The organism is Cognatishimia activa, from assembly GCF_026016445.1.
Taxonomy (GTDB): Bacteria; Pseudomonadota; Alphaproteobacteria; order Rhodobacterales; family Rhodobacteraceae; genus Cognatishimia; species Cognatishimia activa_B.
In genome coordinates this window covers 2,467,831-2,492,074 of the sequence record NZ_CP096147.1, presented here as the reverse complement: position 1 = coordinate 2,492,074, position 24,244 = coordinate 2,467,831, and the positions used below count along the sequence as shown (strand labels likewise).

The window sequence follows — 24,244 nt, the reverse complement described above, 5'->3', positions numbered from 1 at the left end:
GCAAGTTTAAGGAGCCAAACAATGGCTGAGATTCAGATCAAGAACGTCGCCAAACGCTTCGGAGAGTATCAGGCGCTGCGCGACATCAACCTCAACATTTCGGATCAGGAATTCATGGTCCTGCTCGGAGCCTCGGGTTGCGGCAAGTCCACGCTTCTGCGCATTATCTGTGGCCTGGAGACGGCGACAGAAGGCGAAGTCTGGATCGGCGGGCGCCGGGTTGACCACCTTGCGCCTAAGGATCGCGGCATCGCGATGGTATTCCAAAACTATGCCGTTTTCCCGCACCTCACCGTGTTTGAAAACATCGGCTTTGGCCTGCGTATGCAGAAATTGCCGGATGCTGAAGTCAAAAAGCGCGTCGAACGGACAGCGGGTCTGATGCACATCGATCAACTGCTTGGGCGCTACTCTGGTGAGCTTTCAGGTGGTCAGCGCCAACGTGTGGCGGTGGCTCGCGCGCTTGCGATGGAGCCAGATGTTATCCTGATGGATGAACCGCTTTCCAACTTGGACGCGCTTCTGCGTCTTGAAATGCGCGCAGAACTGAAAGGCGTTCTGGCAGAAAGCAATACGACAGCGATCTACGTGACCCACGATCAGGTCGAGGCGATGAGTCTCGCGGACCGGATTTCGGTCATGCACGAGGGGCGCATCGTTCAAGCCGCCACTCCGGTTGAGGTTTATCGCAATCCTGCCGAACGTTTTGTAGCTGGCTTTATCGGTAACCCGCCGATGAACTTCCTGCCTGCAACCGAGGCCGATGGTGGAAACTGGCAAGTCGCTGGTCAAACCTACTCTGGTCCATCAGGCGGAAATGGCCCTATAGAATTCGCTATTCGCCCTGAGGATATCGTGCCATCTGAAAATGGCCTGCCGGCCAAAGTTCGTTTGGTTGAACCCCTTGGTGCCCATTTGCTTGTCACCTGTGACGTCAATGGCACTATGTTCCGTGCGATATTGGAAAGCGATCTGAAGCTTAAATCTGGCGACATGTTGAACCTTGCTCCTCAGCCGGACCGCATCCGCTGGTTCGACACGCAAACCAACCTCGCTGTCGCGTAACCCATCAGGTAGAACCATGAGTACCAATATTTTCAACCAAGCCGTCGAGATCCTCGCGCGTAACGACCAAGGGCACTACACAGTGCCAACGCATGGGCTTTACCCTTTTCAGTGGAATTGGGATAGCGCCCTGTCTTCTCTTGGCCAGTATTACGTAGATGAATCAAGGGCATGGACGGAAATCGAAACGCTGTTTGCGCATCAATGGGATGATGGAATGGTACCCCATATCATCTTCCACAAAGATGATGACGGCTACTATCCAGGCCCAGAGGTCTGGCAAACCAATCGACCGGTTCCAACCACGGGTATCACCCAGCCTCCGGTCGCTGGTTTTGCTGTACGTCGGTTGCTCGAAAGGGCCAAAGACACGGAAATGGCGCGCCGTCGCGCCGCCGCGCTTTTGCCTAAGATTGCTGCTTGGCATGATTGGTTCTACAAGGCACGTGACCCTGAAAATACTGGTTTGGTCGCGATTTTGCACCCTTGGGAGTCTGGCCGAGATAACTCTGTTGACTGGGATGCGGCTTTTGAACGTGTTCCAACCGAGGGGGTTGGTGAGTTTCAGCGCCGTGATCTAAATCACACCAATCCAGCGCATCGTCCAACGCAAGAGCAGTACAAAAGGTACATTTGGCTTGTTCAACTCTTCCGTGGCCTAAACTGGGACTACACCAAACTGCACGATGCTTCCCCGTTTCAGGTTGTTGATCCAGGCTTTAACGCGATCCTACTGCGGTCTAGCCAAGATCTTGCTGCTATGGCGGAGAGTTTGGGCGAAACCGAACTGGCAGCAAAAGAACGAACCCGATCAGATAAGGGACTTCGAGCACTCAACGACCTTTGGAGCGAGAAGAGGCAGCAGTATCTGTGCTATGATCGTGTGATAGGTGATGTGATCGACAGCCCATCTATTGGTGGTCTTCTGCCGGTTTTTGCCCACATCGATAAGGAACATTCCACAGCCATCGCACGGCACATCGACGAGCTAGGGAAGCGCGTGAAGTATCTGGTGCCTAGCCATCATCCCGATGACGAAAACTATGACGGCGCTCGTTACTGGCGTGGTCCGGCTTGGCTGATCGTGAACTATATGATTTCTGACGGTCTAAAGCGGGAAGGTCATCATGACACCGCGGCCCGCATCATCAGTGATAGCGTCAAGCTGATCGAAACCGGCGGTTTCGCCGAATACTTTGATCCGATGACCGGTGAACCATGTGGGGGTCTTCACTTTACTTGGACCGCGGCTATGGTGATCGAGTTTTTAAAACTTACCGGAGAGGTCGCATGAAGCGTTCCCGCATCAATCAAATTATGGCTGAAGCCGATGAGATGATCCGCCATTATGGCTTCACCTTGCCGCCTTTTGCCTATTGGACCCCGGAAGAGTTCAAGGCACGCACTGGAGATGCGCAGCATCTGGTTGAGGCGCGTTGTGGTTGGGATATCACCGACTACGGTGACGGGCGATTTGACGAGATGGGTCTGTTTCTGTTCACGTTGCGCAATGGGCGCCTTGCTGATCTGCAACGCGGTGGTGGCATGTGTTACGCGGAGAAACTGTTGATCTCGCGTCAGGATCAATTGTCACCGATGCATACCCATGTGATCAAAGCAGAAGATATTATCAACCGCGGTGGGGCAACTTTGGTCATCGAACTCTTCGGTTCCGATGATCAGGGGAACTTTGCAGGTGACGAGGGCGGCACTGTTTGGTGTGACGGGATACGTCGCGACTATTCGGCCGGCGAAAAGATCAAGCTGGCTCCCGGTGAGAGCATCACCCTGCAGCCTGGCGATTGGCACGCCTTCTGGGGCGAAGGCGGGGATGTTTTGATTGGTGAGGTTTCGACCGTCAATGACGATGAAACCGACAATGTGTTCCGTGAACCGATCGGGCGATTTGCTGACATCGTAGAGGATGAGGCGCCAACCCATCTACTCGTTAGCGACTACAGATCCTGGCTTGGTGCAGACTAACGACTGCGTTAAAACCGTAGCGTCTGAAGGGTGATCCATTTGGATTGCCTCTTGGAATTATGCCCATCACAAGTTGAACTGGCGACGCAAATGCGAATTGATCAACCTGAACGCTTCCTCTCTGAGCTCTTTGAACTTGCGGTTAAAACCGCGGATCCGATGCAGGTCATTCCCAAACATTTGCCGCCACGCCCGAAGGGTCGTTTGCTTGTCATTGGTGCGGGGAAGGCGAGCGCACGCATGGCTGAAGCTGTCGAGAGCGTATATGGACCGTGCGAAGGGCTGGTCATCACTCGCTACGGCTACGCGAGGCCCTGCAAAGGTATCGAAATTGTTGAAGCGGCGCACCCTGTTCCGGATCAATCGGGTGTGGATGCTACGGCTCGAATGCTAGATCTGGTCTCAGAATTGCAGCCCGAAGACACTGTGCTGGCTTTAATTTCTGGTGGCGGATCAGCCCTGCTTTGCTCGCCTATCGAAGGGTTAACCCTGTCAGATAAGCAAGCTGTTAATGCCGCCTTATTGGCGTCAGGAGCCCCCATTAGCGAGATGAATACAGTCCGTGCGCGGCTTTCCAAGGTAAAGGGCGGGCGTTTGGCTACAGCATGTTCACCCGCTCAATTGCTGAGTTTGATAATATCAGATGTACCCGGCGATGATCCTGCCGAAATCGCATCTGGTCCTACGGTACCTGGCTCTTCAACCAATGAAGAGGCGTTGGCGGTGATTGATCGGCATGAAATTCCTGTCGATGAAAAGGTCATCAGGCTATTGTCAGCTCCGCAGGAGAAGTTGTCTGGCAAAGCGACTGCGGGCACCTCCGTTATAGTCGCGGCCCCGTCGCAGTCTTTGGCCGCCGCTGCCGATCTCGCAAAATCCCAAGGCTGTGAGGTGACACTGTTGGGTGATGCGCTGGAAGGAGAGGCGCGGGATCTAGGCCGAAGTCACGCAGAGCTTGCACTCAAAGTACAATCTCAAATGACTGCGGGATCAGCACCGCATCTGTTGTTGTCTGGAGGTGAGTGTACGGTCACGCGTATCGGCAATGGAATAGGCGGGCCGAACGCAGAGTATGCTTTGGCTGCAGGTCTGGCTCTGACAGAGGCTGACGGCATTCATTTGATCGCTTGTGACACTGATGGCGTGGATGGGGCAGCAGAAGTAGCAGGAGCTTATTTTGGGCCCGAGACCCTGCAATCAGAGGAGCACTATGCCATCGCCGAAGCCTCTCTTGGGAACAACGATGCACATAGCTTCTTTTCGAAATTGGGTGGGCAAATCATCTGTGGGCCGACGCTGACAAATGTGAATGACTTTAGGGCAATTCTCATTTTTCCAAAATCTGAATCCTGATGGGCAGAGTGTTGATTGCGAAGTAAAAACAGGTAGATGACCATTGGTACTTCGTAGATCTAGCTCGATACACTCGCCCCGATATTGATCTTATAGATCAAGTTCGATTACGCCATTAGGCTCCGCCGCCCTTGATTGGCAGGTTATGATTGCAGTTTTCTGCTGGCTTCTGGATAGAACGTAGTCTCGGTGTTCCACCTCACCAGTGACGAGCCCACACTTGCAAACTCCGCAAATTCCATCTGCGCATTTGATGTCGATATGAATTCCGTTTTCCACCAGAATATCAGCCGCAGTTTTGTCTGCCGGTACATCCAGAAGCTGACCGGATTTTGCCAGTTTGATCTGAAACGGGTGGTTCTCATAGTCTGGCGCTTCGGGCACGCTAAAATATTCCAGATGGCGGTTTTCTTCGGGAAATCCGCCTTGTTCGGCGCAGTCCAAAATGGCCTGCATATAAGGCTCTGCGCCGCAGGTATAAACATGAGCCCCTTCAGAAAATGTGAGGATCTCATCCAGCTTTGCACGTGTGCCTTCTGAAGAAATATGCAGCCGCACTCTGTCCGCCCAGGGGAAAGTCGCCAGGTCGTCCAAGAACCCCATGGTCTGGCGCGAGCGGCCCGAATAATGCAGCTCAAAATCCTTGCCCAACGCGTGCAACCGATGCGCCATTGCGATCATTGGCGTGATGCCGATGCCACCGCCCATCAGATAAGACTTTGCGCCTTCTTCCTGCAGTGGGAAGTGGTTGATCGGTTTGGAGACAAATATCTTGCGACCTTCATTAAATATGCGGTGCAACAGCGCAGACCCGCCGCGACCCGCGTCTTCGCGCAAGACACCAATCTGATAGGTCGAGCGATCGGCTGGATCACCGCACATGGAATATTGACGCAAAAATTCTGGCGCGACCACGATGTCCAGATGTGCCCCGGCGGTCCATACTGGCAGGTCGCTGCCATCAAGGCTTTGCATCACGTACTTGGTGATACCCTCGGCTTGTTTGGCGGCTTCAGTGATCTTGACCTGCAGCACTGGACTATCTGAGAAGTCAGGCCGCATATGGGCACCGCTGTTGTCTCCATGAGCGATGCGCTTTTTGTATTCCTCTGCCGTGATCATCGCCTGATAGGCTTCGATGCCCGCTTCGCGATCCATTGGGTGCGGATAGGCGTAGGGCGGTGGGGCAAGGTTGGCGGGATAAACCGCCAAAGTTTGATCTTCGTATTGCAGATTAAGATCCTTCTGCAGCGTCCGCGCATTTATGGGCTTGTCGGTTGGGCGATAGCCTCCATCTTCCTGGATCTCTAAATCCCACCACCATTTCTTGACAGAGTTCAGCGAGCCGCGATCCAACATATCATCTAGTTTTGCCAAGGCAGGGGCTGTGCCCGGGATTTTCATCGCCGCCCAGCGAAAGGCGCTGTCAGCCAAAATGCCTTCAAGGTTCCAAGGACATGTCTTCATGCAGCGCCCGCACATCGCGCCGCCCGGTGTTGTGATCCGGTAAGTGGTGCATTTCTGGCTATCAGATTTCCAAATCTCATAGCCGTTGAACATCAGCTTCGGCCCTGCTGTAATCGCGCCAGACGGACACTCCCGCGCGCATTTCTTACAAGCCTCACAGAACTTTTGCAGGCCAAAATCAATGGGCTTGTCATGAGTCATCGGCAGGTCGGTTGTCACCACACCCGATTTCAGGCGCGGCCCCAGATAGGGGTTTAGAATGACCTCACCAATGCGGCTGACTTCACCCATGCCCGAGAGCAACAAAAGCGGAGGTTGCAACACCTCACCATCCATCACCGTATGTGCCTTGGCTTTGTATCCAAGATTACGCAGCTGGCGCGCAATCACACCCCCCAATAGGGAAAACCGAAGGTAGGCCCGCATCGACATTGCGACCGCAATCCAGTCATCGCCTGATGACCCCTCCATCGTGTCATAGCCCTGATCCACAATCATGCTGATGGCTTGATCATGAGGCGGATCGATCGGCTGACCTGCAGCGTCATGGGAATACCAGGACCAATCCGGACATCGGGATATACCGACCGCATCGATGCCCAGATAATAGCTGGTCGCTTTGATTAGATCATGAGCCTCTTGCGGGTTTAGCTTCACCTGCTCTGTCGCAGTTTCTCCGTCCTGCAACAACGTAAAGGCGCCAAGTGCCCGACGTTGTGCCATCGAGGGGGCGGACTTGCGCACGTAGTGCCCGCCTTTGGAGGCGTCTTGAACGTGTTTCCCCATGTCCCCGAAAAGAGCACGGCTAAACATATCGGTCCGTTTTGGCACCCGTGGGATACGCGCTTCATCGATGTAAGTTGTCGGGTTATCTACGCGTTTCAGCTTCTCAAAGGGATGCGCCCCGTCTTTGAAGTCACGCGTCGCAAAGATTGGTTCCTGCAAAGAAGGCAGCTCTGCAAGTGGCAGATCAGCCGCGATCTCAAAATTGGTTGTAACCACAGCTAAGCTGAAGCCTTCGCCGACGTAAGGTGCTAACAAGACACCGTTTTCCACCTTCGCTACACCCGCGGCCACGGCAACGCGGCCCAGATCAACATCACTGCAAGATAGGGTGTGGCCGCGCGCCTCATGGCCCAGGAGGCGCAGGTAGTTCGCGATGACCACTGCAGTTTCTGATGCCAAAATGGCAGACCGATGCGCGGCTGCACCTTGGATCCAGGTGGTGCCTACTTCATCTTCACGCGGATCACGTGGATGCGCGTAAAGAAAAACAATCGCATGGGTGTGGCTGTTGATCGACGTGGGCGGAGCGTCCATGGATTCCTTGAGATCCGCCATGATCATATCGACACCAGAGGCGAAGGTTTTAACCTGTTTGGTGCGCAGATCTTCGGCTAAGCGATCAATATCGGGGTTGTACACAGGTTCTGGCAAGACCGCGGCTGCTGGCAGAGCGCAAGTGCCAACAATTGTCGCGTCTGCAAAATAGCCAAAGGCCTTTAGGTGGTCTGCCCGTTCTTGTGGTTCCGATGGCGCATCTGCGACGGCTTTGTTCACCAAACCATCCCGGATCGCATCCAGCATCGCCTGATGATCCCCCATTGCATTCACGATGGACGCGGGAACATCTGGCTGGTGAAAGCGCAGTGGCTCGAACTCTGGCACCTCCGACAGATCAGTCTCAGTCCGACGCTTCAGAGTTTCTAGTTTGAGGCGTCCAAGGTGAACCGGTCGATCTTTGGCCGAACGAAACGTCATTCCCAGGGTGGCCTCCATTTAAAGAGTTTGGTTGGTGATTGTGTTCCCAAGATATGGGAGCAGCCTTATCGGTAATTAACAGCGGGGAGTTCTAGAACTCAACCTCAGGACTCAACGATTTGCCTCCGAGCATCAGATGTAAAGCTGTGTTGATGTCATCGAATGAAAGCTTGTGAGTGATCATTGAACTCTCAAGTCCAGATTTACTGGTGAATTTAGCCCGATTGCTTGCCGGCCATGCCCTGTTAAGCAATTGGGCTTCTTCTCACTTACTTGAGTAAGAAATAACACTCGTTAACTGAAACGATTGAGAACATAGGTGAGGGCGAGTCGCATCTAGCGAACTCGCCATTTGCTTTATTCCGCTGCGATCTGTTTCCGCGTCCAGGCGAATGGTTTGACAGGCTCATCAAGCGGCGTTTCCGCGACGTGGTTGATGTAGTTTGACATCACTTTCTGAGCGAGGCCAAGAATGACATCCAGAACAGCGCGGTGGCTATAACCGGCATCAAAGAAGGCTGCCATTTCTGCATCGGTTACGTTGCCACGGCTGCGCAACATAGCAAGCGTGAACGTACGAAGGGCTTCGAGTTTAGCAGATGGCAAAGGCGTTTCATCTCGAAGGGCGTTGATAATGTCATCAGACACTTTCATCATTTTGGCGATGCCAGTGTGCGCGGGAACACAATAATGGCATTCATGTTCAACGTTGATGGTTTGCCAGACGACGGTCATTTCATCCGCATCAAAAGCTGTCTCGGTAAAGAGTTTGTGTAGAACTTGGTAACCTTCAAAAACTTGAGGGCTTTCGGACATCACTTTGTGCAGACCAGGCAGGCGGCCAAAGGCTTTCTGAGAATTCTCCAGCAGGGGTTTGGAGGCTTCCGGCGCAGTTTCTAGGTCATGAGATGGGAAGGTGGTCATGAGCATTCCTTTATCAACAGTGGAGCCTCTACTTAAGTCTTTCTTGAATGATCGCTCAAGTATATAATTGAGCAATCACTCAATATTGAGCCAGCCCCATGCCCAGAACCGCCCAATTTGATCGAAATGACATTGTATCTCGTGCTCAGAGCCTCTTTTGGCAGCGCGGCTGGGCGGGGACCTCGATGAAGGATATCGAGAGAGTGCTGGGCATCCGGCCGGGCAGTTTCTACGCTGCCTTTGGTTCCAAAGAGGCACTCTATGCCGAGACGCTCGATTTATATGCGGAACGCGGCACCGCTCGCCTCCGGGCACTTGCGGATGATTTGGGACCAATCGGAGCACTGAAAGCTTATGTTCTTGGCTTTGCCGATCGCGAAAACAGTGATCGAGCGAAAGCCTGTATGCTGGTGAAAACACTGCTCGAAGTCCAAGGGCTTCAAGAGGCTCTTTCGGACAAGGCACATAGTCTTCTTGATCAGATGGAAAAGCAATTTGAGGCGCTTTTTGTTGCTGCTCAAGACGCTAATGAGATTGCAGCGCATTATGACCCGGCCAGTCTCGCCCGGCGCTATCAGTCGGACCTCATAGGATTGCGTGCTTCACTGGAACGCAAAAGCGTGGATGTAGAAGCGCTGGCCCAAGAAATCGCTGGAGAGCTCGATCAATTGGTCTAACCCCGATTGGCAAACGTTGTGCTTTTTGCCGTTGATGCAATCCAGTGAAGCGTTCCACGTTCGACGGTCCGAACGTGGAAAAAGTTTCAGCTAGATAAGTGATTCAACCACAACTGCAATACCTTGCCCACCACCTATGCACATTGTGGCAAGCCCATATCGACCGGATGTGCGTTGCAGCTCGTGTAAGAGCTTGACCAGGATGATTGCGCCCGATGCTCCGATCGGATGCCCAAGCGCAATGGCGCCACCATTCGGGTTCACTTTATCGGCGTTAAAATTTAGCGCCTTGGAAACAGCGCAAGCTTGGGCGGCGAAAGCTTCATTGCTCTCGATCACATCCAGATCATCTATAGTCAGCTGGGCACGTTCTAGCGCTTGCTTTGTCGCAGGAACTGGTCCCATTCCCATGACATTTGGAGCAACACCTCCCAGGCCATAGCTCACAATTCTCGCGACAGGAGTAATGCCCTTCGCTAGTGCCGCTTCCTCTTCTGCAAGAATGAGCGCAGCTGCGCCATCATTGATGCCGGATGCATTGCCTGCAGTTACTGTACCTTCCTTGCGAAAAGCGGGGCGCAGTTTTTCAAGGTTTTCGATTGCCACGTCATGCCGTACATGCTCGTCAGTATCGAAAACTATTTCTTTGCGACCCTTTTTTGCCGTTATGGGCAAAATCTGGTCCTTGAAATACCCGGCCTCGATGGCCTTTGATGCGCGGCGATGGCTTTCGAGCGCAAATGCATCCTGAAATTCACGCGATATATTGTCTTGATCAGCGATGTTTTCAGCGGTTACCCCCATATGGCCGTTTCCAAAAGGGTCAGTTAGGGCTCCGACCATCATATCGATGGCCTTAGTGTCACCCATCTTTTGCCCATGGCGTGCTTGCGTCAGAAGGTGGCCAGCGCGACTCATGCATTCGGCTCCACCGGCAAGCGCGATGCTTGCATTGCCAAGCATGATCTGCTCAGCAGCTGTCACAACCGATTGAAGACCAGAACCACAAAGGCGATTTAGCGTTAGTGCCGGAGATGTCTCTGGCACCCCCGCGCGCATGGCAACAACGCGACTGATATACATATCTTCTGGCTGCGTATGGATTACATTCCCAAGTACGGTTTGTTCAACGTCAGCTGCATCGATGCCCGCACGTTTGATCGCTTCTTCCGCGACGGCTGTACCCAGATCACAAGGCGACAATCCTGAGAGTGCGCCGCCAAACGTTCCGATGGCGGTTCTGACACCGGATGCGATTACAACGGATTTGGTCATAGGTTGTTCCTTTTAATGCGCTTTGTCACCAGTTGATTATGGCTCCAGAGCTAGTTGGGTTTTGGGGAGTTAGAGCTCTCAGAGACTGGTAAGACAGCTGCGAGTACGAAATCCTGAATCGTCTGGACGTAGGTTTCGACGGAAATGTTGCGTTTACGGTATTTCGCGCGTTTCACATACCAGTCCTGTAGAAGCGGTTTGATAAGTGAAGGAAGAAAGGGCGATACGTCCTCGCGCAACATGTTCTGCGCGACGGCGCGCTTAATCACGTCAGCGAAGACCTGCTCAGTAAACATAGAGCTCTCGATAGCCATTTGGCGTTCTTTTTCAGGAAAGCTTTTGGCTTCCATGAAACAGAAGGCGAACCAGGATAGCATTTCTTCTGTCAGGTGAATATGTGCCGCGATTAGCCAACGCAGATGGCTGATTGGATCTTTCGTAGCTTCTTCAGGCGGGTGCTGCAAAACGTCTTCCACCGAGGTCGCGACCTGAGAGAGGATCATATTGAGCAGTGTGGTTTTACTATCGAAGTAGGCATAGAGGCCGCCCATCGAAATGCCAGCTTCCTTGGAAAGCTCACGTAGCGACATTGCGTGAAAGCCCTTGCGGTTTGATATTGCGAGAGCTGTCTCGATGATCACAACCAACTTCTTGATTGCAACTTCGGGCTTGCGAATAGAAATTGTATCGCTGTTGCGCTCCAACATGGATCGGCATAGCGCTTCTGGAGAGTGGTCTAACGAGACGAGCACGGTGGCCTCCTTTTTGTGCGGACAAAGTCTAACTTTGCAGCAACTCTATATCCAATCAAGTGATCTACCTTGCTATTTTCTAACGAGCGATCGATCTCAGTTGGCTATTCTGAGCCTAACGGCATTTCGTCAAACACCCTCGCCAATGCCGAATTGGGAAGGGGATGGTCGTGTTTTTCGAGCAACGGTGCCAATATATCCGTGACTTCGCTGCGACCCAGCGAACGCATTAGCGCAATTGGAGGGTTGCCGAAGCGTAGTGCGTTGGTGGCACCGAGATCAAAAGCAATTGGCGCAGCAACATCTTCGGAAATTGCGTCGAGAACTGGGAGAAACACAGCCGCCATTAAGCGCTGGGCTATTTTGTCAGCTGTCTTTTGGGGCAGAGGAGCAGCGTCGTCTTCGATCTGCCATGAATTGCCCGCTTCGCCAATCTCGCGAAGTCCAACCGCCGGAGAGTAGAATGCTCCGAGGCTAGAAAGGTTGGAGACAGCATTGAGATTGATACTTGGCTTAACGATGTTCATCACAGCAAACGGGCCAACCGCGAGATCAAAAACCTCTTGAGCTATCTGGTCGATTTGACCCGTGGTTGCTAACCCGTCATCCAATATACGAACTGCTTCGTTGGTATAGGGGCAAAAAAACCTGTTAACGGCAAAGCCATTGGAATCCTTGCATGGGAGAACAGTCTTGCCAGTAGATACTAGAAATTCTTGTGCAATACGCAGCACATCATCATCTGTTTCGGAACCTGCGACAAGTTCAACAAGTGGATTGTGCTCTGCTGGGCTAAAGTAGTGCAGGCCAAGAAAGCGTTCGGGATAAGGAAGGCTATCTGACATATCCGAAACTTTCAGCGCACTGGTGTTCGTTGCCACGATAGAGTCTGCAGAAATAAATTCAGCGATGGATCTTAGCAGGCTTTGTTTGACGTCAAGGTCTTCAAAAACTGCTTCAATGATCAAGTCGGCTGATTGAACTTCCAAGAGTTTCGTTGAGACTGTCAGGCTCCCAAGCGCAGATTCACGTTCGGCAAGAGTGATCTTTTCTTTTTCGATCAGCCGGTCGAAATATCGCTGCCCACGGTTCTTAAGTCTGTCTAGGCTCTCCTGTTGAGTGTCGATCACAAGTGTTTTTAGACCCGCGGCCATACACCCAATGGCTATGCCACCGCCCATTGTACCTGCGCCTATAATTGCGACTGAACGTATTGCCATGACGGTCTCCCCAATTTCTTGCGACCTAAATATAGAACGAGCGCTCGATTGACAACTGATTAAATTGCGCCTAAAAAGAGCGAGCGTTCGATTTTGGAGGAGATTCGACGTGGACCCTAAAGATAACTTTGTTCCAAGGTTTCCAGGCCTTTCAAATAAGAGCGTACTCGTGACCGGAGCATCTTCGGGATTGGGTGTGCATTTTGCCAAACTTTTTGCCGAGCAGGGGGCGCATGTCACAGTTGCTGCCCGGCGTTTGGAGAAAGTCGACGCTCTGTGCGCAGAACTTAACGCCGCAGGGCGCAGTGCTTCTGGGCTCCAAATGGATGTTTCGGACCCATCTTCAGTCAGGTCAGCGATGCAGAGCTGTGACTTTGAAATTGTGATTAACAATGCTGGAACGACGGTGTCTGCAGCTGCGCTGGATCATAGCCCTGAGGACATTGACCGGATCATTGATACCAACCTGAAAGGTGTTTTCTACGTTGCTCAGGTCGCCGCCGAAGCAATGAAGGCCAATGCCAAGGGTGGCAGCATCGTAAACATCGCCTCAATCCTCGGAAAGCGCGTTGCGGGGCATGTATCAGCCTATGCGGCCTCAAAAGGCGGCGTAATGCAGCTAACGAAGTCATTGGCCCTTGAGTGGGCGCGTCATGGCATACGCGTAAATGCCGTGTGTCCAGGCTACATCGAGACTGAACTGAACCGCGACTTCTTCGCATCCGAGCCTGGTAAAGCGTTGATCAGACGCGTTCCTCAGCGCCGTTTGGGCCAGGCGTCTGATCTGGACGGAGCCGTGCTCTTATTGGCTTCTGACTTTGGCAGTTTCATGACCGGCGCCGACATTGCTGTTGATGGTGGCCACCTAATTTCATCTCTTTAAAGGAAAAGAAAATGGACTTTACCATTTCGCCAAAAGTTGAAGACTTCCGAGCGCGTATTGCGCGCTTCGTTGAAGATGAAATCCTGCCTGTTGAAGAAAATCGCGACAGCTGGGATGAGCACGGCAATATAGCCAAAGATTGGTTGTTAGCCCTTCGCGAAAAAGCGAAGTCTGAAGGGCTCTGGTGCCTGCAACTTCAACCCGAAACCGGAGGTCAAGGGTTGGATAAAGTAGGGATGTCGGTCTGCTATGAAGAAATGAACCGATCCATTTTTGGACCAGTCGTGTTCAACTCCGCAGCGCCTGACGATGGCAATATGATGGTGCTGGAAAAAGCCGCAACTGAAGAACAGAAAGCGCGTTGGCTGGCTCCGATAGTGTCGGGCGAGGTTAGCTCGTCTTTTGCAATGACAGAGCCTCATCCGGGTGGTGGGTCCGACCCGGGGATGATGTTGACCACTGCGACCAAATTAGGGAACAGCTATGTTCTGAGAGGGCGCAAATGGTTCATTACTGGAGCAGCGGATGCGAGCCACTTTATCACCATGGCACGCACCTCGGATGATCCGCGCCGCGGACTGACGGCCTTCCTGCATCACCGCGATGAGCCTGGCTGGCACATTGACCGCCGCATTCCCATAATGGGGCCAGAAGAACATGGCGGGCATTGCGAGATTGTCTATGAGGACATGGAACTGCCGGCGGATCGAGTCCTGCTAGGGGAGGGCTTGGGACTTAAAGTCACCCAGATGCGGCTCGGCCCGGCTCGCTTGACCCATTGTATGCGTTGGCTGGGTCTGGCCAAGAGATGCACTGAAATTGCTACCGAATACGCCAATAACCGGCATGGGTTTGGTGTCCGACTGGCGGACCGTGAGAGCATTCAGATCAAACTAGGTGATCTGGCAATGGGGATCGAAATGGGTCGCCTGCTGGTGATGAAAGCCGCATGGGCAATTGATCAAGGTAGCTTTGCACGCAAGGAAGTCTCGATGGCGAAAATCCACGTGGCTAACCTGCTACACAAGGCGGCCGATGTTGCCATTCAGATCAATGGCGCTCGTGGCTACAGCTGTGACACAGTCCTTGAATGGATTTATCGCTACGCCCGCCAGGCCCGTCTCGTAGACGGGGCTGATGAGGTGCATCAAATGGTTCTAAACCGCCATCTAGCGGATCAGAAGCGAGATTTCTGGAAATGGGAAACCCATTCAAACTGAGAAACGGTCCGGGGAGTAGCCTTGATGTTTGGTGAGCCACATTTGGCACCGCGTACAGTGAATTTTCAGCCTTTGACGCCGCTGAATTTCCTAGAGCGCGCGCGCGCAGTTTACGCTGAGCGCCCGGCTGTCGCCTGGCGCGAAAAAACTTGGAGCTATGCCGATTTTGATTCCATTGTCGCGCGAATGGCACATTGGCTGCGACAGCAGGGGATTGTCGCTGGGGATGTCGTCTCCCTGATGCTGACAAACCGCCCTGAGCTATTGGCAGCGCATTATGCAGTTCCGGCGCTTGGCGCGGTACTGAACACTGTCAACACCCGGCTCGATATCAGCGAAGTGAATTACATTCTGGATCACGCTGGTACAAAGCTGTTGCTGACAGACAGATCGGTATCGCTCGATTTCAGCAACCTTTGCGTTCCTGTACATACCCTGTGCAGCAGCGCTGATCAGACAGACGGGCTCACCTTCTTCAGCGGAGACGCTCCGGCGCTTGATCTGCTCACGGCGGTGACAGATGAAAATCAGCCGATCGCCCTGAACTATACATCTGGAACGACCGGCAAGCCGAAGGGTGTGGTCTATACGCACCGCGGAGCCCAGTTGAACGCAATAAGCAATGTTACGATGATGCAGTTCACACCAGAGACCCGCTATCTCTGGACGCTTCCGATGTTCCATTGCAATGGCTGGACCCATACTTGGGCATTAACCGCAGCCGGTGGTTTGCATGTTTGTTTGGATAAGGTTGATCCCGCACTGATCGTTAAGACCATTGCTGAACACAACATCACTCATATGTGCTGTGCGCCGGTCGTGCTCTACATGCTGATGGATCAGATGGAGATGCCAGCGCCCTCCCGCGTTCGGGTTGGAACCGGCGGCGCGGCCCCAACGCCGACGCTTCTGGCAGGGCTTAATGCGCTCGGATTTGACCTGACCCATCTCTACGGACTGACAGAAAGCTACGGCCCGGCGACGATTAATGACCCGGGATCGGAAGGGTCAGATGACGTTCAGCAGCGCGCTCTTGCCCTGGCGCGCCAGGGGCGCCGCCATGTCAACACCGGCGGTGTATTGGTCGTTGACGAAAGTGGAGACAGCGTTCCTGCTGACGGAGAAACCATGGGCGAGATTGTTCTTCGCGGCAATACCGTCATGGCAGGCTATTTTCGAGATCCCGATGCGACCGAAAAGGCTTTTGCGGGTGGGGTGTTCCATACCGGCGACCTTGCGGTGATGCACAGTGACGGACAGATCGAAATCAGGGACCGCTCCAAAGACATCATCATTTCTGGGGGGGAGAATTTTTCGAGCCTCGAAGTGGAAACGACTTTACACCAACATCCTGACATCCTGATCGCAGCGGTGGTGGCGGCTCCTCACGAGAAATGGGGGGAAACCGGTTGGGCCTTTATCGAGACCCGCAAGGGGCAAGCGATAGATATCCATGCACTTGACGCTTTCTGCCGTGAACGCCTCGCCGGGTTCAAGCGTCCGCGCCGCTTTATAATCGGACCGTTGCCCAAGACAGCGACTGGAAAAATCCAAAAATTCTTACTTCGTGAACAAGCCAAGGAGATGGCAAACAATGAGTAATCTTGACCTCTCTGCGCTTGAGAACTGGCTTGCGCAAAAATTGCCGGGGCAAACCGGGCTGACCGCAGAACCAATCACCGGTGGTCAATCCAATCCGACTTGGTTTGTCACCTGGGGGCAGCGCCAGCTGGTGCTACGCAAAAAACCCGAAGGTCAGATCCTACCCGGTGCTCATGCTGTCGAACGGGAGTTTCGCGTTTTGAAAGCGCTGGAAGCGACCGATGTGCCTGTCCCGACAGCCCTGTGGCTGGAAGAAGACGAGAGCATTATTGGCACACCCTTTTACGTGATGGACCGTCTGGAAGGTCGCGTTATGTCCGACTGCACCTTGCCGGATGTTTCTCCACAAGACCGGCGCGAAATGTATCTGGATATGGCGCGGACCATGGCGCGAATGCACGCGGTTCGCCCCAATGAAGTAGGGCTGGGGGACTATGGTCGACCGGGAAACTATTTTGAGCGTCAGATCAGGCGTTGGTCAAAGCAATATCTGGAATCAGATGGGCCGCGCATCCCCGCGCTGGATTTTTTGGTAGATTGGTTGCCTGAAAATATGCCCGGAGACGATGGCGCTACATCCATCGCACACGGGGACTTCCGGCTCGGCAACATGATGTTTCACCCGACAGAGCCGCGGGTTATTGCCGTACTGGATTGGGAGCTTTCGACTCTGGGACATCCCCTGGCGGATCTTGGATTTTGCGTGATGCCTTGGCATACAGCACCTGACGAATATGGCGGAATTGACGGGACGCCCTGGCAAGAAAGTGGCATTCCGACGCTAGAGGAATTTGTTGCTGAGTATTTTTCGCTCGCTCTTCCAACAAGCCCATTGCGCAGTTTTCATATGGTTTTTGCTCTGTTTCGCTTCGCAGTCATCTTTGTTGGGATTGCTGACCGCGCGCGGGCGGGGAACGCATCGTCCCAAGAAGCCGCAGAATTGGCTCCTCTTGCAGAGCGTTTTGCACGGCGCGCTCAAGAGATCATCGAAAAAGGTGACCACCTTTGGGGCGGAACCCGATGAACGCCCTCAAAGTCATAACTGGGTTCAATATCTTGATTGGCCAACTCGTGAGCTTGCTCATCTGGGCTGGCATTGTTGTGTTGTGCTTTGAAGTCATCGCGCGATACGGATTTGGGCAGCCGACGCTTTGGGCACATGGGTACACTCAGCGAATTTTCGGCTCTTACTTTGTGCTTATTGGGGCCTATACCCTTATTCGCAAAGACCACGTTCGGGTAGATATTCTTCTGAACACGGCTGGTCCGCGGGGGCGCGCGCTTCTGGATTTGTTGAACTACCTGTTCCTGATCCTATGGGGTGTGATCCTCACCAAGGAAGGCTGGTTGTTCTTTCTGGACGCGTGGCAGTTCAATGAATTGGACGACAGCGCGCTCGCTCACCCTATGTGGCCTCCAAAATTGGCGCTTTTTCTGGGCAGCTTGCTCATCACCGTACAGGGCATTGTATCTGCGATCGAAGCCATCTGGACGTTCTTCAATCCGAATTCTAACACGGAGGATGTTACCTGATGTCTCCTGAGCTCCTCACATTCGGCATGTTCGGCATGGTACTGCTGGCCATCATTTGTGGTGTATCCCTTTCATTTGCGATGGGTGGAACCGCTGTTGTCTTTGGCTACATCATGTTCGGTTCAAACGGCATGTATTCCATCGTCTCAACAATGTTTGGCGGCATGTGGTCGATCCTTCTTTCGTCGATCCCCTTTTTCGTCTTCATAGGTGTTGCTCTTGCGCGCTCGCGCATTGCAGAAGACCTGTACCACGCCTTCTATCTGTGGTCGGGCCGAATGCCGGGCGGTCTGCTTGTAGGAACTTCGGGCTTTGCCGCTACTCTTTCCGCGATGACTGGTAGCTGCGCAGCATCAACCATCACCACGGGCATGGTCGGCATTCCGGCAATGGACCAGAGAGGATATGACCGCAACTTCGTGCTTGGTACAATCGGCGCCTCGGGCACATTGGGTATCATCATCCCACCGTCCATCACGCTCATATTGATTGGCATGCAGACTGGTCAGTCTGTCGGCAAGTTGTTTGTGGGCGGTATGGCTGCAGGCTTAATCCTACTTGCCGTCTTCCTGATATATGTGCTGTTTCGCGCACTCAGCAACAACAAGCTTGCGCCGCCAGCCTCTGAACGCACGCCGTGGGCCGAGCGCCTGTCTTCCTTGAAATCCGTGATCCTGCCGCTCGTGGTTATCTTATCCGTTCTTGTGTCGATCTTCGCCGGGATCGCCACACCGACCGAGGCTGCAGCCGTCGGCGCGGCAGCGGTAACCTTTTCGGTCGCCATTCGAGGCGAACTTACTTGGACCTACATCAAGGAAGTCAGCCATGGGTCAGCCACGGTCACAGGTATGGTGCTCTGGATTGTATTTGGTGCGTCAGCCTTCACTGCGATCTATGGAAGTGGCGGTGGAACAGCCTTCTTGCAAAATGCACTGCGTGGCATGGATATCGAGCCTTGGGTCATGATTTTGTTGATGCAAGCGGTCACGCTGGTCCTAGGCATGTTCCTTGACCCAATCGGCATTATCCTTTTGGTATTGCCCATTTTTTATCCGATAGTTGCCGGTCTTGGTGTGGACCCGATCTGGTTCTGTGTGCTGTTTCAGTTGAACCTCTGCATCGGTTATATTTCACCCCCATTCGGCTACAACCTGTTCTATCTCAAGACCCTAAGCCCCGAGACACCAATCACTCAAATTTACAATGCAGTACTACCCTATTTGGTGCTGATGCTGTCCACCGGTGCGCTGATTTTCTTGTTCCCAGAAATCATCACAAATTTCACGAACGACTAAATTCGTCTGTCAACTTGGAGGAAAAAAATGACCGACACTACCAAAACTTCACGCCGTGGTTTCTTGACGGCAACCGCTTCTACAGCAGCGGCAGCTGCGACCGGCAGCATGCTTGCAGCGCCACCGGCAATCGCGGCAGGTAAAATCACCTGGCGTATGCAAACCCACTGGCCGACAGGCAACTGGTATTACGAGGACGTCTTTGTAAAGTTCTGCGACCGCATTACTGAAGCGACGAATGGCGAATTGACCATCACACCTGTGCAAAGCAACGGGATTGTTCCGACCGGCGAAGTGTTGAATGCGGTACGTCGCGGTCTTCTGGAAAGTGCTTTCATTTATCCAGCCTATTGGATTGGTCGTATTCCAGTCGCCGGCCACCTCAACGGACACATCGGTGCCTGGTCCAAACATGAGGAAATGGCGGCCTTTATGTATGAAATGGGTGCCTTGGATGTCATCCGAGAGGCCTATGCAGAGCAGGGCGTCTTCCAAATCGGTCCGGTTTCCTACTCTGGTTTGACACTTTACTCCAACCGACCTCTGCGTACGACAGAAGATTTCTCAGGTTGGCGCGTTCGCTCGACAGGCCCTGCAGCTCTCGTATTTACAAAAATGGGTGCGGCTCCGGTTTCCATTCCAGGAGGCGAGCTTTACCAAGCCCTTCAGACTGGAGTAGCTGAGGGGGCGCATTGGGGTTCCACGGCGACCGGCTGGGGAATGAATCTTCAGGAGGTGAACAAGTTTATCGCGGAGCCTGATCTGCTTGGCCACATGAATGGAGAAGTCTTCGCAGGCCTTAAGGCTTGGGAAGGTCTTGGCGACGATCTGAAAGCAACGGTGAGCGAAGTCGTTCGTGCAACCTCTGCTGATGCAAGTGCCCATTTCGTCTATCGCGATATGTTGTTTAAGAAGCAGTTCGTTGAAGAAATGGGTGGTGAATTGACCCGCCTGGACGACGCTGCGATTGCTAACCTGCGTCGCTACTCGATGGAGGTCGTCGATGAGTTCTCGGCCAAAGATCCGAAATTCAGCGGCCGTGTTGGTGAAATGTTGCATGAATTTCAAAAACTAAGAGGCCTGGCTTGATAGATCAAATACCCTCCCAGTAGATCTAGCCTCATTCGATGAACCGCAATAATTCATCGGATCAAGTCAAATAAAGGAGGTCATTGGCGGTAAAACCGCCAGTGGCCCATTGTATAAAAGAAGCTGTTTCGCTTTCAGCGCGATCGGCCGTTTGCGTGAATTGGCAAATAAGATTGCGGCACTCAGCAGAGGCGGAGTGACCGAGATGGCCAGACCAATCGACATGTGCAATCCTTCCCAAAACGACGACCAGTGAAGAGGCCACCGCACGGGAGGTATCCTTTGCGCTAAAGTTACGGGAGTTTCATCGCCACTGAGGGCGTTTGCAGCTTTTGCGTTTCAAGTTACCTGGAAGTCGGTGTGAAGGTCCTAATATATCAGTGACTATTCGCTGCGGGCCTTCCATTCGCGGTGCCTGATGACAGCGTTGGCTCCTAATGAAAATAGTGGTTCGGGAAGGAGAGGCTTGAGTGGAATTTCGGCACTGAAATGATCCGAAATATCCGATTGGACCCCCACGGCTAATTCTGCTGCAGTAATGCCGGTCAGTGTTCCCCTCGCAGTGCCCAAACCATTTTGAACACAGCCGGAATACACGCCTGTATCGATCTCACGAGCAACAGAGACGCCATTCAGACTGAGGCACAGATGCCCCGCCCAACTGTGCTCCATTTTCATGCCAGCAAGCTGCGGAAAGCGCTGATCAAATTTTTGCTGCATCACCGTTTTCGCGCGCTTCAGATCATTCTCGCGTGTTTGCATGTTGGGGCGAACTACTGCGCAGGTTCGGGTTACAATGCGATTGCCACCTTGTCCGGCATCAATGCGGCGCATCGTGGTGCCCATAGGATCGGACGGTGTAATGCCCCAACGGCTTTGCCCACCCAGATTCTTCAATGTGTCGACATCAAGTTCCGGTGTCATGGTGGCAAACAGGAAGAGTTGCATCAGCTTTCCGCGTTCCACGCCAAAGCTTTCAAGATGGCCGTTAACTGTCAGGATCACTTTGGCCGCTGATATCTTGGCTTTGGCGGTTTTGACGTGCCACCCCGCGCCATTTTTGGTGATCTCGGTTACCGGGCTGTTTTCAAATAACGCAACACCGTCTCGCGCCAGACCCTTGGCCATGCCCCGCATGATGCCAGCCGGTTGCAGCATCACAGTGCCCGGCGTGAAGAGTCCTCCCAAATAGTGAGGACTGCCGGTCACCTCATGCATTTGCTTTGCGTCCAGCAATTCGCATTCCTCGCCCAGCAATCGCAAGTGTTCAGCATAGCTTGCGTTGTGTCGAAGGGCTGCATCGCTTGCTGCTCCGTTCACCTTGCCCGTGGGGTCAAAGTAATTCGGATCAATGTGGTATCGCTCGACAGCATTGCCTATGAATTTGATTGCTTCGCGGTTCAAAGCGATCATCTTTTTGTCGTCGCCCGCTCCAGCATAGTCTTCTGATGTCAATTCGTGTGGCAGATCGATCATAAAGCCAGAATTGCGGCCCGATGCCCCTTCGGCTACGCGGCCCGCATCTAGCACGATAACGCGGCTGTCTGGTGTCAGTTCCACCAGACGCCGAGCCGCCGCCATTCCCGCAAAACCCGCGCCAATGACAACAAAGTCCGCCGTTGTGTCTTGCGTCAATTCCGCCGGCGCATCTTGTGGGCCCAGAATGGTATTCCATCCTGCGGGCCCGCGATGCACCGGCTGACGTTTTGCCTTAAAACCTGTCAATCGACGGCCTCATCCGCATCATCTGCAAGATCAATCCAAATGGTTTTCAGTTGTGTGTATTGATCATGCGCATGCAGAGAATTGTCACGGCCTCCAAATCCAGACTGCTTATAGCCACCAAATGGAGTCGAGATATCCCCTTCTCCAAAGCTGTTCACCGTCACGGTACCAGCGCGCAGGGCACGTGCTCCTCGGATTGCGCGTTTGGTGTTTGCTGTGAAGATAGATGCACACAACCCATATTCGGTGTCATTCGCAATCTGGATCGCTTCGTCAAAGCCTGTGACTTCAATCACCGACAAAACCGGGCCGAAGATTTCCTCGCGCGCCAATGTGTCGTCATTTCCCGGCACGTTCACGACTGTTGCATCCACAAAACCATCTTTGGCATTGCCGCCGATAACAACGTCTTTGGCCTGTGAAACATAGCTAGCGACTTTGTCGAAATGCGCTTGGGACACAAGTGCACCCAACCGGGTTTCTGGATCAAGCGGATCTCCGACGTTCCATTCCTTTGCATGCAATGCGACGCGTTCCAGCAGCTGATCTTTGACGTCCTTATGAACGATCAGGCGAGAACTGGCAGAGCAGTTTTCACCCATATTCCAGAAAGCGCCATTCACGATATGCTGCGCAACGCGATCTAGGTTCTCAGCGTCATCCATGACAACGGCCGGGTTCTTACCACCCATTTCAAGAACGACTTCTTTGGCGTTGCTTTCCGCAGAATAGGTCAGAAAACGTTTGCCGGTCACCGTCGAGCCGGTGAAGGACACCATGTCGATATCCATATGGCGACCTATGGGTTCACCTACCTCAGCGCCGCCGCCAGGTACGATGTTTAAAACCCCTTTGGGGAGGCCTGCTTCTGATGCCAGCTCAGCCACCCGCAGTGCTGTCAGAGTTGTCTCTGCAGCGGGTTTCACCACCACAGAACAACCCGCAGCCAATGCCGGACCGATTTTCCAGGCCAGCATCAAAAGCGGGAAGTTCCAGGGGAGAACCAATCCGACCACGCCGATGGGCTCGCGCACGACCATAGCGATGTGATCGTCAGATGCCGGTGACACCTGATCGTAGATTTTGTCGATGGCTTCAGCATGCCATTTAAGGCAGTGAATGGTTTCCGGCACATCTACAGTTTCGCAGTCATAAATGGTCTTGCCGCTGTCGAGGCTCTCCATGACTGCGAGTTCACGTTCATTGCGGGTCAGCAGTTTGCAAAACCGGATCAGCACATCTTTTCGTTCGCTCGGGTGCATCTTGCTCCAGCGACCGTCGTCAAACGCTTCGCGCGCTTTTTGCACGGCAAAATCAACATCTTCCTGGCCACAGGCCGCTATCTCAGCAAGGGTTTCCCCTGTTGCTGGGTTCACCGATGTGAAGGTTTTGCCAGAGATCGCCGGGCGGTATCCGCCGTCAATGAACGCACTGGTTGGCAGGGTCAGACCAGCAGCGATTGCACGGTATTCGTCTTGAGTCAGCAGGCTCATTTCGCGCCCTCCGATGTGATTTCTGCAATGGTCGCTTTGAGTACGCGCACCACTTGTTCCAAAGCGCGCTTGTCGTCTTTGTTCAGCCCTTTGAGCGGCGGCCGCATGCCTCCGGTTTCAAAGCCGTTCATCGCGACGCCATGTTTGATGGTCTGGATGAACTTGCCACCCTGTTCGAGCACGCGCATCAGTGGCAGCATGGCCGACATGATTTTGCGACCCTTCACAAAGTCGCCCTCAATCACACAGGCATTGTAAAGCGCGACATGTTCTTCGGGCAGGAAGTTTGATCCGCCACAAACCCAAAACGGAGACCCCCAGGCAAAGAACTCCAGCGCCTGATCGTCCATACCGCAGCCCATTTGAATGTGCGGGTAGTCCCGCGCCAGAAGATGCACGCGGTTGATGTCTCCGGAGCTTTCCTTGATGCCACAGAAGTTTCGGCTGCGGCCCACACGATCAAGGAACTCTTCGCCCATCATCGTGCCCGTGCGATGCGGGTAGTTGTATAGCATGATCGGCAGGTCGGCAGCCTTATCTATCGCAAGCGCGTTGAGTGCGTTTTCACGGTCAGTTGGCACGGAATAAGCTGGAGACGCCAAAAGCAGGGCCTCGGCGCCAATATCCTTGGCGCCTTTCGCCAAGGCAATGGAATCCGCTGTCATCATCGCACCAGTGCCAACCACCAGTGGAATACGCCCGTTGATGCGCTCCTTGGTGAATTTTGCGATCTCGATGCGTTCTTCGATGGTCTGTGCGTAGTTTTCGCCCGTTGAGCCACCAGAAATCAGCCCATGAACACCTTTCTCGATCAGGTATTCAATCACGTCGGCCAACGCGTCCCAGTTGAAGGCGCCGTCTTCATGAAACGGCGTCACGACAGGTGTATATATCCCGTCGAAGTTAAATATCGGCGTCATTCATTCC

Annotated in this window: 20 protein-coding genes; 12 read left to right on the top strand and 8 right to left on the bottom strand. The window is 53.4% G+C overall.

The features are described 5' to 3' along the window. Window positions 1–21: 21 nt before the first annotated feature. From M0D42_RS12435 to M0D42_RS12420, 4 genes are all read left to right on the top strand, one after another. Window positions 22–1,065, top strand: a complete 1,044-nt coding sequence (locus tag M0D42_RS12435) for an ABC transporter ATP-binding protein (RefSeq protein ID WP_265018931.1) — start codon at window positions 22–24, stop codon at window positions 1,063–1,065. Between the two features lie 16 nt (window positions 1,066–1,081). Continuing rightward, the gene (locus M0D42_RS12430; protein WP_265018930.1) at window positions 1,082–2,359 is read left to right on the top strand and encodes an amylo-alpha-1,6-glucosidase; all 1,278 of its coding nucleotides are present in this window, start codon (window positions 1,082–1,084) and stop codon (window positions 2,357–2,359) included. Beyond that, on the top strand, window positions 2,356–3,048 hold the full coding sequence (locus tag M0D42_RS12425) for a D-lyxose/D-mannose family sugar isomerase (RefSeq protein WP_265018929.1): 693 nt from the start codon (window positions 2,356–2,358) through the stop codon (window positions 3,046–3,048). Before M0D42_RS12430 ends, M0D42_RS12425 begins: the two co-directional genes overlap by 4 nt. A gap of 90 nt (window positions 3,049–3,138) precedes the next feature. Next, entirely contained in the window at window positions 3,139–4,401 is a 1,263-nt protein-coding gene (locus M0D42_RS12420) for a glycerate kinase type-2 family protein (protein WP_265018928.1), read from the top strand. A 90-nt stretch (window positions 4,402–4,491) separates the two neighbouring features. Here the strand turns inward: M0D42_RS12420 and M0D42_RS12415 are convergent, their stop codons facing one another. Together M0D42_RS12415 and M0D42_RS12410 are read right to left on the bottom strand one after the other, a co-directional pair. Continuing rightward, window positions 4,492–7,635, bottom strand: a complete 3,144-nt coding sequence (locus M0D42_RS12415; protein ID WP_419195970.1) for a 2Fe-2S iron-sulfur cluster-binding protein — start codon at window positions 7,633–7,635, stop codon at window positions 4,492–4,494. A 351-nt stretch (window positions 7,636–7,986) separates the two neighbouring features. Next, window positions 7,987–8,553, bottom strand: coding sequence for a carboxymuconolactone decarboxylase family protein (locus tag M0D42_RS12410; protein ID WP_265018926.1), 567 nt, complete (start codon window positions 8,551–8,553; stop codon window positions 7,987–7,989). 98 nt (window positions 8,554–8,651) lie between these two features. Here M0D42_RS12410 and M0D42_RS12405 point away from each other — a divergent pair, with 98 nt between their 5' ends. After that, on the top strand, window positions 8,652–9,230 hold the full coding sequence (locus M0D42_RS12405; RefSeq protein WP_265018925.1) for a TetR/AcrR family transcriptional regulator: 579 nt from the start codon (window positions 8,652–8,654) through the stop codon (window positions 9,228–9,230). A gap of 90 nt (window positions 9,231–9,320) precedes the next feature. On the opposite strand, the gene bktB is transcribed toward M0D42_RS12405, so the two are convergent. The 3 genes from bktB to M0D42_RS12390 all read right to left on the bottom strand — a co-directional run bounded on the left by bktB (window position 9,321) and on the right by M0D42_RS12390 (window position 12,477). Then, on the bottom strand, window positions 9,321–10,505 hold the full coding sequence (gene bktB, locus M0D42_RS12400) for a beta-ketothiolase BktB (RefSeq protein ID WP_265018924.1): 1,185 nt from the start codon (window positions 10,503–10,505) through the stop codon (window positions 9,321–9,323). Window positions 10,506–10,555: 50 nt separating this feature from the next. Beyond that, a complete protein-coding gene (locus M0D42_RS12395) occupies window positions 10,556–11,257 on the bottom strand; it encodes a TetR/AcrR family transcriptional regulator (RefSeq protein ID WP_265018923.1) in 702 nt (233 codons plus the stop codon). A 104-nt stretch (window positions 11,258–11,361) separates the two neighbouring features. Continuing rightward, window positions 11,362–12,477, bottom strand: a complete 1,116-nt coding sequence (locus tag M0D42_RS12390) for a 3-hydroxyacyl-CoA dehydrogenase family protein (protein ID WP_265018922.1) — start codon at window positions 12,475–12,477, stop codon at window positions 11,362–11,364. A gap of 109 nt (window positions 12,478–12,586) precedes the next feature. Here M0D42_RS12390 and M0D42_RS12385 point away from each other — a divergent pair, with 109 nt between their 5' ends. From M0D42_RS12385 to M0D42_RS12355, 7 genes are read left to right on the top strand one after another with little or no spacing between them, the layout of a single operon-like run. Next, window positions 12,587–13,360, top strand: coding sequence for an SDR family NAD(P)-dependent oxidoreductase (locus tag M0D42_RS12385; protein WP_265018921.1), 774 nt, complete (start codon window positions 12,587–12,589; stop codon window positions 13,358–13,360). An 11-nt stretch (window positions 13,361–13,371) separates the two neighbouring features. Then, the gene (locus M0D42_RS12380; RefSeq protein WP_265018920.1) at window positions 13,372–14,580 is read left to right on the top strand and encodes an acyl-CoA dehydrogenase family protein; all 1,209 of its coding nucleotides are present in this window, start codon (window positions 13,372–13,374) and stop codon (window positions 14,578–14,580) included. 24 nt (window positions 14,581–14,604) lie between these two features. Then, window positions 14,605–16,182: an AMP-binding protein gene (locus M0D42_RS12375; protein ID WP_265018919.1), complete on the top strand. Its 1,578-nt coding sequence runs from the start codon at window positions 14,605–14,607 to the stop codon at window positions 16,180–16,182. Further along, complete coding sequence (locus M0D42_RS12370; RefSeq protein WP_265018918.1) at window positions 16,175–17,206, top strand: phosphotransferase family protein; 1,032 nt, start codon at window positions 16,175–16,177, stop codon at window positions 17,204–17,206. Before M0D42_RS12375 ends, M0D42_RS12370 begins: the two co-directional genes overlap by 8 nt. After that, on the top strand, window positions 17,203–17,715 hold the full coding sequence (locus M0D42_RS12365) for a TRAP transporter small permease subunit (RefSeq protein WP_265018917.1): 513 nt from the start codon (window positions 17,203–17,205) through the stop codon (window positions 17,713–17,715). Before M0D42_RS12370 ends, M0D42_RS12365 begins: the two co-directional genes overlap by 4 nt. Further along, the gene (locus M0D42_RS12360; protein WP_265018916.1) at window positions 17,715–19,010 is read left to right on the top strand and encodes a TRAP transporter large permease; all 1,296 of its coding nucleotides are present in this window, start codon (window positions 17,715–17,717) and stop codon (window positions 19,008–19,010) included. The genes M0D42_RS12365 and M0D42_RS12360 overlap by 1 nt, the downstream gene beginning before the upstream one ends. A gap of 27 nt (window positions 19,011–19,037) precedes the next feature. Then, window positions 19,038–20,099: a TRAP transporter substrate-binding protein gene (locus tag M0D42_RS12355; protein ID WP_265018915.1), complete on the top strand. Its 1,062-nt coding sequence runs from the start codon at window positions 19,038–19,040 to the stop codon at window positions 20,097–20,099. 384 nt (window positions 20,100–20,483) lie between these two features. Here M0D42_RS12355 and M0D42_RS12350 read toward each other — a convergent pair whose 3' ends face one another. Genes M0D42_RS12350 through M0D42_RS12340 form a run of 3 tightly spaced genes read right to left on the bottom strand, consistent with a single transcriptional unit; the run spans window position 20,484 to window position 24,237 of the window. Then, window positions 20,484–21,824, bottom strand: a complete 1,341-nt coding sequence (locus M0D42_RS12350) for an NAD(P)/FAD-dependent oxidoreductase (protein WP_265018914.1) — start codon at window positions 21,822–21,824, stop codon at window positions 20,484–20,486. Continuing rightward, window positions 21,821–23,317 (bottom strand): aldehyde dehydrogenase, encoded by a 1,497-nt coding sequence (locus M0D42_RS12345; RefSeq protein ID WP_265018913.1) that lies wholly within the window; start codon window positions 23,315–23,317, stop codon window positions 21,821–21,823. The genes M0D42_RS12350 and M0D42_RS12345 overlap by 4 nt, the downstream gene beginning before the upstream one ends. Then, window positions 23,314–24,237, bottom strand: a complete 924-nt coding sequence (locus M0D42_RS12340) for a dihydrodipicolinate synthase family protein (protein ID WP_265018912.1) — start codon at window positions 24,235–24,237, stop codon at window positions 23,314–23,316. The genes M0D42_RS12345 and M0D42_RS12340 overlap by 4 nt, the downstream gene beginning before the upstream one ends. Between the last annotated feature and the right edge of the window lie 7 nt (window positions 24,238–24,244).

What these genes read in the sequence shown, in the direction of transcription:
- M0D42_RS12435 (WP_265018931.1), top strand. Translation starts at nt 22, where the DNA reads ATGGCTGAGATTCAGATCAAGAACGTCGCCAAACGCTTCGGAGAGTAT.
- M0D42_RS12430 (WP_265018930.1), top strand. Translation starts at nt 1,082, where the DNA reads ATGAGTACCAATATTTTCAACCAAGCCGTCGAGATCCTCGCGCGTAAC.
- M0D42_RS12425 (WP_265018929.1), top strand. Translation starts at nt 2,356, where the DNA reads ATGAAGCGTTCCCGCATCAATCAAATTATGGCTGAAGCCGATGAGATG.
- M0D42_RS12420 (WP_265018928.1), top strand. Translation starts at nt 3,139, where the DNA reads ATGCGAATTGATCAACCTGAACGCTTCCTCTCTGAGCTCTTTGAACTT.
- M0D42_RS12410 (WP_265018926.1), bottom strand. Translation starts at nt 8,553, where the DNA reads ATGACCACCTTCCCATCTCATGACCTAGAAACTGCGCCGGAAGCCTCC.
- M0D42_RS12405 (WP_265018925.1), top strand. Translation starts at nt 8,652, where the DNA reads ATGCCCAGAACCGCCCAATTTGATCGAAATGACATTGTATCTCGTGCT.
- bktB (WP_265018924.1), bottom strand. Translation starts at nt 10,505, where the DNA reads ATGACCAAATCCGTTGTAATCGCATCCGGTGTCAGAACCGCCATCGGA.
- M0D42_RS12390 (WP_265018922.1), bottom strand. Translation starts at nt 12,477, where the DNA reads ATGGCAATACGTTCAGTCGCAATTATAGGCGCAGGTACAATGGGCGGT.
- M0D42_RS12380 (WP_265018920.1), top strand. Translation starts at nt 13,372, where the DNA reads ATGGACTTTACCATTTCGCCAAAAGTTGAAGACTTCCGAGCGCGTATT.
- M0D42_RS12375 (WP_265018919.1), top strand. Translation starts at nt 14,605, where the DNA reads ATGTTTGGTGAGCCACATTTGGCACCGCGTACAGTGAATTTTCAGCCT.
- M0D42_RS12370 (WP_265018918.1), top strand. Translation starts at nt 16,175, where the DNA reads ATGAGTAATCTTGACCTCTCTGCGCTTGAGAACTGGCTTGCGCAAAAA.
- M0D42_RS12365 (WP_265018917.1), top strand. Translation starts at nt 17,203, where the DNA reads ATGAACGCCCTCAAAGTCATAACTGGGTTCAATATCTTGATTGGCCAA.
- M0D42_RS12360 (WP_265018916.1), top strand. Translation starts at nt 17,715, where the DNA reads ATGTCTCCTGAGCTCCTCACATTCGGCATGTTCGGCATGGTACTGCTG.
- M0D42_RS12355 (WP_265018915.1), top strand. Translation starts at nt 19,038, where the DNA reads ATGACCGACACTACCAAAACTTCACGCCGTGGTTTCTTGACGGCAACC.
- M0D42_RS12345 (WP_265018913.1), bottom strand. Translation starts at nt 23,317, where the DNA reads ATGAGCCTGCTGACTCAAGACGAATACCGTGCAATCGCTGCTGGTCTG.
- M0D42_RS12340 (WP_265018912.1), bottom strand. Translation starts at nt 24,237, where the DNA reads ATGACGCCGATATTTAACTTCGACGGGATATATACACCTGTCGTGACG.